The organism is Nocardia sp. NPDC041819, from assembly GCF_055590505.1.
The window spans coordinates 184435-196920 of the sequence record NZ_JBVJAP010000007.1 but is presented as its reverse complement, the minus strand read 5'-3'; the positions used below and the strand labels follow the sequence as shown (position 1 = coordinate 196920).

At 63.9% G+C, this 12486-nt stretch carries 6 protein-coding genes and 1 pseudogene; 1 reads left to right on the top strand and 6 read right to left on the bottom strand.

All coding sequences use genetic code 11. The features are described from left to right. Positions 1-13 precede the first annotated feature (13 nt). The 5 genes and pseudogenes from ACZ6DL_RS21465 to ACZ6DL_RS21445 form a co-directional block, all read right to left on the bottom strand. Positions 14-7999, bottom strand: a complete 7986-nt coding sequence (locus ACZ6DL_RS21465; RefSeq protein ID WP_466053504.1) for a SpvB/TcaC N-terminal domain-containing protein — start codon at positions 7997-7999, stop codon at positions 14-16. Positions 8000-8413: 414 nt separating this feature from the next. After that, positions 8414-8656, bottom strand: a complete 243-nt coding sequence (locus ACZ6DL_RS21460) for a transposase (protein ID WP_466053502.1) — start codon at positions 8654-8656, stop codon at positions 8414-8416. A 391-nt stretch (positions 8657-9047) separates the two neighbouring features. Continuing rightward, on the bottom strand, positions 9048-9227 hold the full coding sequence (locus tag ACZ6DL_RS21455; protein ID WP_466053500.1) for a hypothetical protein: 180 nt from the start codon (positions 9225-9227) through the stop codon (positions 9048-9050). Positions 9228-9324: 97 nt separating this feature from the next. Next, positions 9325-9930, bottom strand: a complete 606-nt coding sequence (locus tag ACZ6DL_RS21450; protein WP_466053498.1) for a transposase — start codon at positions 9928-9930, stop codon at positions 9325-9327. Positions 9931-10349: 419 nt separating this feature from the next. After that, positions 10350-10517 (bottom strand): annotated as a pseudogene (locus tag ACZ6DL_RS21445) (bifunctional adenosylcobinamide kinase/adenosylcobinamide-phosphate guanylyltransferase); the annotation flags it as partial. 352 nt (positions 10518-10869) lie between these two features. Here ACZ6DL_RS21445 and ACZ6DL_RS21440 point away from each other — a divergent pair. Further along, positions 10870-11004, top strand: coding sequence for a hypothetical protein (locus ACZ6DL_RS21440; protein ID WP_466053496.1), 135 nt, complete (start codon positions 10870-10872; stop codon positions 11002-11004). A 431-nt stretch (positions 11005-11435) separates the two neighbouring features. On the opposite strand, the gene ACZ6DL_RS21435 is transcribed toward ACZ6DL_RS21440, so the two are convergent. After that, positions 11436-12386, bottom strand: a complete 951-nt coding sequence (locus tag ACZ6DL_RS21435; RefSeq protein ID WP_466053494.1) for a hypothetical protein — start codon at positions 12384-12386, stop codon at positions 11436-11438. Positions 12387-12486: the final 100 nt, after the last annotated feature.

Below are 12486 nucleotides of genomic sequence, written 5' to 3'. Positions count from 1 at the left end.
CTCCTCGGGAGGGTCAGAACTTGAGGCTGGTGGGAAACGCGATATAGGGAGTCGATGACGGCCAGACCGCGTTGATTTGAGGGTCGTAGAGGGTGATTTCGCCGAATACTTTCCAGCCGACCATCACATGGGGTGAGGCCAGCGTGCCTCGCATCGCTGGCACGGGCGAGTTCTGCGGGATGACGAACGGGTTCAGGTGCACGACGTATACGCCCTCGCCGGTCATGTTGTTCGTGACGCCTTGTTCACCGATTTCAAGCGCTGTCTCTTGTCGCAGCCACTCGTTGATGTTGGCGACGTTCCGCTTATTGGGATCCATCTTGGGGTACTGGCTGGAGTGGAATTCGCCCGCTTCGCCCTCAGACTGGATGGTTTCCAGCCACGCCGCCGTGCACCGTGTGCAGTTGTCGGTGCCTTGGTAGCCCCGCTCGGTGTTCAGGAGCGTCTGATTGGCCTGCGGCTTGCCCGATGCACCGCCGATCACCGGTTCTGGCAACGGCTTCAGGCCCGATGGCATGAGCGCAGAGGCCGCGGCTCCCATCAATTCCACGGAGCCGACGGCTGCGCTGGCTTCACTGTGACCTTTGAACAGCTCCCACAGGCCGCGCGCCGATTGACCGCGCATGTCGTACCACACCCAGCGCTTCGCGTACTGGCCGGCGGACAGGAAGTGATCCGGAATGTTGTAGGGCATGAGTAGTTCGGCGGCTTCGAAGGGTTTCATGAATTCGCTGAGCCCCCAACCGATCAGGCCTTGGGCGATCTGGCCGCGTTTGAACGATTCCATTGCCTGAGTCTGCAGTTGCTCCTTGGCCTGAGTCATCGGGTAGAAGCCCAGGTGGTGATCGGGCTCTGGTGGCGGCTGCTGAGGTGGCGGAGGCGCGGGAGTCGGTTGCGGCTCGTCGTAGGCGACTCCTCCGCGTGCGTAGAGCACGGTTGTTTGGGCTTGCTTGATGGTTTGGACGGAGCCGTCGGGTGCGATGTAAAGCACCGGGCCTTCTCGCGCTTCGCCGGCCAGCCGTTTGATTTCGGCTTGCCAATCTGCGCTGGGGGTGATCGGTTTGTCTTCGGTGCCCGTGGGATCCACGCTCCCGGTCGGGTTGTTGTGCACGTAGCTGTAGAGGTTGGTGCCGCCGGCGATGCCGATCGGGTCGGCGCTGATCCAGCGGCCCAGCCATGGCGCGTAGTAGCGAGCGCCGTGGTATTCCCAGCCGGTTTCAGGGTCTCGCTCCATGCCGGTGAACCGATAGCGTTTGGGCACTTCGATGTTGGCGCTGACCGCTTGGTAGGCGGTGCTGCCGTACGGGGTGAACTCCTCGTAGGAGGCGACCGCAGCGTTCTCGTCAAGTTCCAGCGTGGATGAGCTCAGGTGGTCGGGCAGCTGGTATCGGGTCTTTCTGGCCGGCACTCCGGGCTCGTTGCCTTGCGTTCGGGTCTGCACCATCGCGATCCGGTGGATGCCGTCGTTGATGTGCAGGGTCTCGCGGATGACGGCGTTGGCACCGTAGCGGCGGTGAATTTCCATGCCGTCGAGGTAGATTCGTTCCTCACGGAGTTGACCTGTTGCCGCGCGGGTGACCTTGCGTACGCGGGATCCGGCGCCGTCGTAGACATAGTAGGTCCGTTCTGCGGCGTGGGCGATGCCGTCGGCGTCGGAAGCGTTGACCGCCTGCCGCTGAGTCATAGCCAACCGATCGGAGGAGTCCCACTGCATCGCCGACAATTGGGGGGCGGCTAGCAGGTTGCCGTCTGCGTCGTAGCCGTTTCCGCCAGTGCTGTAGGTTTCGGTCTGCGCTCCTACGACGGTGCGGGTGAGCCGGTTGGATGTCTTGGTGGGTTGTAGCCGACTGGGTTCGGTGTACACGTATTCGCGAGTCCAGCCGGCGTTAATCGGCGAGGTTCCAACGTGTTTGAGAGCTGAGATATTGCCGCTGAGGTCGTATGTATAGCGTTCGCGGTACCGTCCTACCGCGTTGCCGTCACCCATGACCGGTAGGTTGGTGCGCGCGGCGTCGTTGTAGTCGTGGGATGTCGGAGCGCCGACACTGAGGTGTTCGCGGCCGGTGGCTTCCAGAAGCTGACCGATCGCGTCGTAGGTGTAGCCGGTGTCGGGGTCCACACGGCGGTTAGCGAAGAAGATGGTTTGTTGAGCGTTGTCTTTGATCGCGGTGAGGCGCCCCGACGCGTCGTAGGTGTAACTGAGGTTCTGGATCTGGCAGCCGGGCCAATCGACGGGCACTGGAGTGGGGCAGTCGTTGGGGAACGTCGCCGGCGGGCGTGTGGTGAGCCTGCGGCGAAGCCGCCCGGTGAGTGGGTCGTATTGAAGCTTGGTGCTGGCGCGGTTCCCGTAGTCGATTTGGGTGCGGCGGCCGTGGGCGTCGTAGTCGACGTTGGTGATCACGGCCATGTCGGCGCTGGCGGTGGTGAGCAGCCCTGCAGGGGCGCCCGCTCGTGCGAGCCAGACGTGCATCGCGTCGAGTAGGCCTGCCTCGTTGAACGACGGTTGCGCGACGCTGACACCGGAGCCGGTTACCGGGTCGGTGGGAGTCACCGCCTGCACGATGCGGTTCATGGCGTCATAGCGGGACCGTGTGACGTAGATTTCCGGCTGCAGCGCGACGGCTTGCGACCAGTCCACGACGGAGTCATAGCTTTGTGTCAGCTGACGGGAGGCGGACAACGGGTTGCCTTTGAAATCGAACTCGTCGCCTACGGCAACGCCGGCCTGATCGTAGGTGCGCACCGGCTGACCACGCATGTTCTGCGCTTCCGGCGTCGGTACAGATTCGCCGTATACCGTGCGGCCGAGGAGTTTCTCGGGTGTGCCCATCTCCGACAGCCATGTCGCCACGGGTCGGCGAAGCGAGTCGTACTCGGTGCGCTGATCATTGCGTCGCTCGTTCCAGGTGTGAAGCGGCTGTCCAGTGGCGTCCAGCAGCCGCCACCGAGTTCCGGTGTCCATGGTCGCGGATCGCAGTCGGTGCCCAGCCATGTCGTAGTCGCAGGCCAGGACTAACCGGTCGGCGGCATCGGTGAAGCTACGGGGATTGCCCTCGATGTCGATCTCGACCACGGACCGCAGGCGGGTGTCGACCGGGGCGGTGTCGCTGTAGTTGGTTCTGTTGTGCGCGACGGTGAGGAAGGGTCGGCCCATCGGATCGGTGTAGGACTCCGCCGGAGTCATAGCTAGCGGCTTCGACTTGGTGGCGGCGTCCTGCTCGGCGGGTCCCAGAGCGCCGCTCTGCCGCAGCGAAAGCCATGTCGGCAGGTACAGGTCGTTGTCGAGCCGGCTGAAGAAGTCGCCGACATCGGCGTCCTTTCCTGGGTCTGTGACGGTCAATGTGTCTGTGGTGTCCCAGCTTTCGGTGCGCCAGGCACCGATGCGCACCTTGGTCCAGGTGTGGTCGGGGAACAATGTCGCCGCCACCCGCGAAAGGGGGTCGTAGAACGTTACGGGGCCGACGCCGATGCGGACATCGAATTCGAATCTGTGCCGGTTGGTGAAAAAGGGTTCGAACTGCCGGACCGGCTTACCCTTGTTGTTGAACGTGGTCCAGCCGTTGCCCACCCAGCGAGGGTCAGCCGCGTTTGCGGTCATTTGGGGCTGGCCATCGGCGCCTACGATGACCGCGCCCGCGGCGTCGCGCGCGGGTACCGGTCCCGGTTCGGCGCGAACCTTGCGTTGGATTTCCTGACCGAATCCATCGAAGAAGGCAAAGGCCGCGTTGATCTTCACCCCGCCGGGAGGCGCCGGTTCACTGGCGTGCGTCTCGCGTGCGACGGTGAAGGCACACACCGGCAGTGGTTGGGCTAGCGCCTGCGTCCGTTGGTAGGCGAACACGTCGTACAACACGCGGTTCGTGGCTCCGCCGAGGATTGCCTGCGGGTTCGTCAGCGGGTGGTCGATGTGGTTGAGGACGTCGGCAGTCGGCGGGTCGGGATCGAGCCCAGCCAGGGTGTCGCCGAGGTTCTGCTCCGGCTTGCCCATCACGGCGGTGGCCGCGACCATGCCCAGCGTGTCGTAGAGCACCTGAATGCGGTTGCGGTTGGCGTCCATGACGCGTGCGGGCAGTAATACTCGGTAGTCGTTGCCGGGCTTGGTCGGGTCGATGACGCCTCCAGCGCTGCGTTCGCCGGCGGTGATGCGATTGCCCACGGGGTCGGTGGTGTCGACGACGAGCAACAGATGGGTGTCGTAACTAACTCTGGTCGTGTGTTCGAACGGGCTGCGGTAGCGGTGGGCGAGGTAGAAGTGCGTTCGCGCGAAATCCCGCTCGGCGCCGGCGGTGTCGGTGGTGGAGGGGGAGAGGAACACGCGCCCCGACGGTGCCCACCACCAGCTGGCGACATCGGTGTTGGGGAAGATCCCGGTTGCGGTGAGGCTTGCGCTGTCGATGTAGCCGCCCTTGTCGGGGCCGGCGCCGCGTAAGAGGAGCCCAGGGTTGGCCGGCAGCAGCGAGGTGCCGTTGCGGGTGTAGAGGCGTGCGAGCAGCCCCGGGGTGAACACCAGGCGGTAGCTCTGTCCCTGCAGGGCCAGCGATTGCATGGCGCCCAGGGGTAGCAGGGCGTCGGGGTCACCCGCGGCGGCACCGAAGTCGTTGGGCCGGAACAGTGTTCGCGTGTGTTCGACGCATCGGCGTTGGCGTCCGCCGGTCGGCGTCGCTTCGTAGACGATCTCGCTGTCGAAGAGCGGGGTGGAGGTACCAGATGCAATGAAGTCCGAGGGTTGGTAGCGTCCCGCGGCACCGGAGGCGGGGTAGCCGGCTAGCTCGAAACTTCTTTTCTCGCACGGCACCTGGATTCGGTAGTCGGTGCCGGTGTTGACCGCGTTGGTCATCCGGTGCTCGGCGTAGGTGATCAGGGTGCGCGCTTGGCGATCAATGTCGGCCGGCTCCAGCGACTCGGTGGCGATGGGTGTACGTCGGCCGTAACCGATGGCCGCTTCTTTGACGACGTTGCCGACCTCGTCGACTTGCAGGGTGATTTGGTGTGAGATCCGCGGGTCAGCGGGGTTGCGCTCGTAGTTGTACGTCAGCACCTGAGCGTCGTGCGCGAAGAAGACCGCATTTCGGTTGTGGTTCTTGGGCTGTAACATCACGACCGTGTAGTTGTGTTCCGTCACCAGGTATGGATGCTTCGCGGCGGGGGTGTCGTCAAGTGCGTACAGTTCCTGGCGCAGCATCGAGCCCTTGAGTGCGCGGCAGGCCTCGGCCTCTTCGCCTGGAGTCAGCAGATCGGGCAGAGTGGTGTCGTCGAGGAGGTTGTCACTGGCCTGTTGGTCATTCCAGCCCGGCTCGCGGTAGTACTCGCCGAGGTCGCCCGCGTTGGACAGACCGGCGAAGTATCGGGACACCCGATTGTGGCCGGCGTGCACACCGGTGTGGAACCACGTCTTTGTCAAGGTTGGTGGAGTCCAGGAACTTTCGTTGAAGTTGTCTCCTGCCGGGGCTGCGCCTGGCGGTCGCAGCGCCCCGAGTTCTTCCGTGTCGAGTTGGTCGACTCGGCCGAAGCCGCGGAACTCGCGTTCCTGTCCGTCGAAGTGGCCGTGGTGGTAGCTGTACTGGGTGACGAACCGGTTGTGGCTGATTCGGTCGTAGACCTCGACGCGTTCGACGACATGGACGGGGAATGGAAGGCGCGTGATCCAGGGGTGGCCCTCGGCTCGATCCTTGAGATAGAAGTAGGTCGAGGGCGCATAGTGGATGCGGGTCTCGGCGCCAAGGTTGTTGCGCACCCTGGTCAACAGGTGGGGCTTGCCGTCGGCCATCAGACTGAGCATCTTCATAGGCGCCGTTACACCGTCGGTCATCGCGGAGGACCAGACGAGTGCCGTGGTGCCATTGGCGAGTATGTCCGCTGTCGTGATGGTGACGATGTTGTCCACCGGAGGTAGCGTCATCAGCTCGGTGGGTTCACTGAACCCGTTGCCAGAATGATTGCGCCAGAATCGTGTTGTGGACAACCCGAGATATATGAGGTCGGTGGGTCCGGATCCGTCGATGTCCGCGAGCCGGACACGGCGGGCGTCGAATTCCTCCGCCGAGGCGAGCCACGGTGAGTCCTTCATCGGAATCCGCGGGCCGAAACGGCCGTACCCACAGTTGGGCCAGTAACACACTTCGCCGTTGCGGATGCGCACGATGTCGGTCAATCCGTCGCCGGTCATGTCGGCCTGCAGGATTGCCTCGGTGGAGTCGGCGAAGACCGCGCGCGGGCCGCGCTCCTCGTCGGGGGTGGGGGAGCTGCGCTGTTCATCGGCGAAGCCGTCCTCACCTAACGAGGCATGCCAGGTCAGGACATCATCATCGGTGATGAGGATGTCTGCCAGTCCGTCACCGGTGAGGTCGATGAAGCGCAGGTTCGGATCGGTCCACGCGATGTTGGGGATCGCCTCGAATGGACGTAGTACGTGCCAGCCGGTGCGGTCACGGCGCTCGTAGAAGCCGCGCAGCGGCGCATCGAATTCGACGACATCTAGGCGCCCGTCGCCGGCCAGGTCGAGCAGCTTGACGGCGTTGTCGGACAGTGGTGCCGCGTTGGGGATCGGATCGATGGTCTCCAGCGGGGCCAAGCGAGCGTCCCACGTTGGCGCTGCGGCCGTCCGATTCAGTGGCGACTCGTTGCGCTTGTAGTGCCAGCCGCCGGCCTGTTCAGCCAGTAGTCCCGTCAGTCCTTCGCCGTCGAGGTCGGCCCACATGTAGGGCGGGCCTGATGCACCGGCGGGGAGGTTCTCGAGGCTGGCTTCGTCGATGTCGCCTATCGCGGTGCCAACGACGGGCTGGCTGTAGTCGAATTCCAGTCGCGGCATGGTGCGGGAGAGATAGCCGCCGGTGACGCGCCGATGGCAGCTGGGGGTGATAGAGGTCAGGAAAGTGGCGATGGGGTTCTCGTCGTACGCGAACGATGTGGCGCGAACAAGGCAGTTTGTGCCGATGTTGGGCTCGGTGGGGAAATGATGAAACGTCAGTACGCGTCGGCATAGGCGGTGGGTGCGGATCTCAAAGCCGGCCCGTCGGGTCGAATACGGGTCGAGGCGAGCCAGCCACGCGCCGTTGTCGGCGGGTGTGGGTGTGCCTTCGTTGTGTTCGCCATAGTCGAAGACGACCTCGAACATCCATTGGGCGTCGGCGATCTGTTGGGTTGTCAGCCACGTCGGACGGGTTCCGTCGTTGGCCAGCAACGGAATACGGTTGCCGTAAGTGATGTTCTTGAGATACCGAGCGACTTTGCGGCGAGGGTCCCCGGATATCCCTCGGTTGACTTCGCATGCGTCGCTGAGGTGAACGTTCGTTGCATCTTCAGGCTTGTAGTTATAGAGAACGGCATTGCCGTAGGCATCGCGCGTCTCGCAGACGAGCCAACTGAAAATCCGCGTGGGATCTTCGGGATCGGTGATTCTGGAGTCCGTGTTGCGGCCGAATACCGTCAGAACGTTCGTTCGCGACCAGCAGCGCCAGTGCACGTCGGCGGGATCGCTGAGCCGTGTCCAGCGCTCGGTGCGCGCGAATTGGCTCTCGATGCGCGGACGGTACCGGTGTATCACGTACCCGGGTGCCGTGGTCCGGTCTTCGAAGCGGGCTCCCGCGATGTCAACGGGAACCAAATCGTCGCTGCCGGTCATGACGAAGACGTCGCTGTCCTCAGCGTCGCGGTATCTGGGAATTCCCTTGTCTGTCTTGCGCGTTACTGCTGCGGACGACAACTGCCAGCCGAGACCGAACACACTGTTGCCCGTGCCGGAGTCATAGGTCAGTGACAGCTCCGGGCGCAGCCCCGACCGTCCGGGCGAGGTTTCGATGGGCACGGCCAGGCTACCGGTGCCGGTCACGGCGTTGACCGACCACTTCTCGCCGATGCCTTTGATGGCACCGCCGCTCTTAGGCAGTGAGACGGTTGGCGCGGACACGAAGAAGGAGTCATTGTCGGCCTGTTTGGGGTTGCTCATTCCGACAGCCGGCGCGACATCATCACGCGCGATCCGCGAATCAGCATTTTCCACGATGCCCCCTTTGCCCGTTCCTGTTCTCAGCAGATGCGGCTTAGATTAGCTTCGATTTGTCGACACGATTTCCGACGCACGGCGATCGATCACAGCTTCAGTTCAAGGTGTTGACTCGAACCACGAACAATCCCACACTCCGACGGCCGAGTCGGGACGACACACCGTCGCCTCGACCCGGCCAACTGACAAACGACGCATCAGGACCCGGCACCGATCTGGCGTGAGATCCCCCGACGGTCCTGTGTTAAGTAGGTGTCCGTGCTCGCCGAAGCACCGTTCGCTGATAAGTAGTCTTAAGTAGCCGAGTTCCGTGCATTGAGTTCCGCTAGGGCCGAGCCCTGGTTGTGCACGGTGCGTCGAGAGGGTTCGTGTCGCCTGCCAGGGTGAAGGGCCCGGGCGCGGGAAGCGTGATCATTTCGCCGGGCGGTGCTGGTCGACGGTAGCGTGGCTGAGCAGCAGACGCTTGCGCAGCAGATCCAGTTTCGCCCGGCCGAAGCACTGGCGTTTCTGGTGCTTGAGTTTGTTAACGGTGCCTTCAACAGGGCCATTGCTCCACCGGAGAGTCAGCCCGGCGGTGACCGCTGCGAAGTCGTGTTCGAGTCCGTTGACGAACGAGTGCAGCGCCGGCAGATCATCGGCGCGGACTTGTGCCATCCACTCAGGAAGGGGTCACCGCGCAGGTCGCGCATCATGACAGCGAACGCGCCGACGTGGCGGCGGGTGGCCTCGAGTTCCGGGCAGCAGGCCAGAATTGCTGCGAGTTGTAGAGCATCGTCGGTGGCTAGTGTGTCCGGGTCCCGCATGATCCATGCGGTCACGGTGCGGATCTTCGGCGCCGCCGACGGGACCACCGCGGGCCGTGTCTTCCTCCGGCCGGCGCGGTAGGGCTGCAGGTAGCGGTAGACGGTGCGCTGGCTGCCTCGGTAGCCGAGCTGGCGAAGCTCCTTGGTGAGGACCGTGACATCGGTGCATCCAGCGTTCCACCGCGCGAGGAGGTGCGGAACGAAATCGTCCAGCAGCGCTGCCCGGGAGGTGGCAGCGGCGATCACGTCTTCCGGATCGACCGCGGTGGCGAACCGCCGGGCCGTTTTCCGGTCGATGCCAAGCTCTTCGCGATCGTGCGCAGGCCCTTGCCTTCGCTGCGCAACTGTTGCACCGCGCGATAACGCTCGATGGTGCGGGCCCGCAACTGCGCGAACCGATCCCCGACCTCGGATACTTCCACCCGCGGTACCGAATCGGCGGCCTCGACGCGGCCCGATCGGACAGGTCGAGGTGTGTTGCGGAAACCTGCTGTTGCAGTGAATGATTCGCGCAAGCAATCACGATGCGCGATGACCGTTTTCTCCACCGCTTGGCCCAGGTTCCGCCACAAATGCCAGCGATCGGCACATTGGGTAGCTTGCGGCGCACCGCGCCGGGCGCCCTCCAATGGTGCCGGCGCGATCCCGGGTGATGACCTCGATCCCCGGATGCGCCGACAGCCACACTGCCAAGGTGTCGGCCTCCCGATCTGCGAGGATGTCGATCGGGCGGTGCGTGGCCATGTCCAGCAGCACGGTGCCGTACCTGCGGCCCCGCCGGACGGCGAAATCGTCGACACCCAGCACTTTTACCGCGCCAACCGGTGGATCTGGCACTCCACGGACCAGTCGCAGCAGCGTGTCCCGGCTGGCCGACAATCCGAGCCGCTGTGCCAAGCGTGCGCCGGCTCGACCGGCCAGGGTCAGTCCGATCGTGGTCAGCATCGACGTCAGCTGGTTGGTCCGACGTGACCGCTTGGCGGTGAGCCCGTCCACCTGTTCGGCGAAAGTCTTTGCCGAACAATCGGTATTCCTGCAGAAGAAGCGTCGCACGACCAGCGACAGAACCATCGTGCGCCCGGCAACCGCAGCGTCGGCCAGCTGGCGCCGGTAGCGGGAATGCACACGCCCAGACGCTGTTCCGCATCCAGAGCACCGGGCCATCGGCGTGGCAACCATAGCCTCCACGACCACCCCATCGCCGTCGCTCCGGACGTCCCCGATCACCACAGAGTCCAAGTGTGGCAACAACTTTCGGACAAGATCACCAGCGCACGCATGTCACTGTTACCACTGACCACCGTCGGACTGCAACACTCCGACCAGCGCGCCGTCACGTTTCCTGCGCCAGAACCCACAACGGTGGCAAACGACACTGGCTGGTCAAAAGGTGATGCCATGAGTCGCGCCTTGCGTGGCCGGCTGTTGTTTCAGCGCTTCCTGTGCGGCGCTACAATAGGGGTCTACGGACCACCTGCACGGCGGGTCGTATCTCGTCGAGCGGGCTCGCGCACCGGCGCGGGGCGGCAGTGCAGCGCGCGGCGCTATTTGAGTCGCAGCGGGAGCCCGGCGACGACGAGGAAGGCTTCCTCGCAGACCTGGGCGAGGCGCCGGTTGAGGATGCCGATCTCGTCGCGGAAGAGGCGGCCGGAGCGCGTGGCGGGAATGACGCCCATGCCGACCTCCGGGCTGACGATCACCACTGGCCTGTTCAAGCTGAGCGATCAAATCGGCCACCTCGTCTGATGTCGCGCAGCAACTGACGATTTCGTGTCGCCTCACAGCCCAGGCCGAGGGATTGCTTGGTCCTCGGGTGGATAACCCCTCGTAGGCGCACCGAAGCTCAGCTTGATGATCTTGTTCTGGCCATCGGCAGTACTGCTTCATTTCCGTAGCGCAACCGCATCATCACAGGTCAGCCCTCGTTTTCTCCGTAGCTTTTTTGTCTGTGGGGTATTCGGGGGGTGGGGGGGTATTCCTGCGTGAGGGCACCACGAAGCGGTGCCCTCACAGCACTTGTGATGCACCGTCGTTATCCGGGAACTCGAGAAGACGGAGGCTTCCATGAGCACAGCAGCTATCGCTATCGAGGCCATTACCACGGTGGCGGGGACCGGCACCGAGGGTTATAGCGGCGACAACGGGCCCGCCATCGACGCCGACCTTGACTACCCGTTGGGTGACGCGGTCCCGGGATGATGGCTGGCCGCGGCGGCACTCCGCGCGCTCGCTCGCACTCACCTCCCACACTTGCAGGCCCGCGCGCGATTGCGCTGTCGCGCGCGGCGCGCTCGGGATGGTGTATGCCGCGCGCGGTCTCGGCCACTACCGCGTACAGGCGTGTGACGAGTCCACGCTGTCTACCAGCGTCCACCCAGAATGGGCGCGGCGGCCGCCGCTTCTCTGTGGATCGCGACCACCACGTGCGCACGGACAGGATGCCGAGCGTGCGTTCACAGACTGCACTAACCAACGATCGCGCGCGATAGGCTTGTGATGTCCCCAGATTCGAGTGTGTCGCGCACTGCGCGCACACCACGACTCACTCCGAGCGGGGAGTCGTTGCCGGTCTTGCGCGCGATCCTGCTTCCGATCGACAAGCTCCGAGTCTGCGATTTGGGGCCCGCGGATCAGTTGGCTCCGTCGTTGTCATCGTCCAGAAAGCCGAGCGCGCTGTCCCACCAGCTCTCCAACCGTTCCCCGTGTGAGAGCGCTACAACGACGGCGCCAGGCAAAAGTCGTTCATCCGTGATGTCTTTCAACGCGACTGCTTCGATGAATGCTATGTCGCCGGTGGCCGTGGGAGACCGGTCGCGGTCATGTTCCCGCCACGTTCGTAGATCGTCGATCGGTGAATGGTCCGCCAACGGGGAGACGGGCGGCCTCACTGTGTCGATGAAGATCGGTAAAATCTCGGGGTCACCGAAGATGTTGTCGAGGTCTTTACCTGCACCGGTTTCGAGGTAGAACACCGTGACTCCGACTGACGGCAACAACGGAGTCATCCAGGGCCGCCTGGTCAACAGCTTGGCCAATCCGAAAGCTGTCCGCGTCTTGAATGCTGAAGATTCACCTGGTCGTGTCGGTAACGGACCCAAATTGACGGCGAGACCATAGTCCAGTAGCCGGTGTAGTGCCTCGTTCGTGGCCGGCAGGCGTGCGCGCTTGCGGAAACGTTCATCGGCATAAGCGAACACTGTGGACGACGACAGCTGGTCGGTAACCGCCAAGCTGTCAAGCTGGTCGCGTAGTCGGCGCCGAACGTGGTCACGAAGGGCGAATTCATCGATGGTGTCAGCATCTGCGCCGACCGCGTGCCAGAAGCCGACGGGCACGCCGTCGTAGTAGCCGTCATCCCGATCGCTGTGCATGTCCAGCTGCCAGTTGGCATGGCCAACCGTCCATCGGGCATCGAGGTTGTCGACGCGCCGAAGCCCTTCTCGCACCTGCGCCACTGTCTGCGCGGTGACGTAGATCGACGGCTCGTCCGCATCGCGGCGAAGGCGAGCGAAGAGCATCTTTACTTGCCGGTCATCGGTGTACACGATCGGATCGCCATGTGTGCCGCCGAGTTCGTCCAATAACCACTTGCAGTACTTGTCGATGCGGGCGGGGTCACGCTTGGTTGTGCGTAGTCAGATGTCCAGCGCAAGGTGCGCCCGGGAACGCGGCCACCGGCCA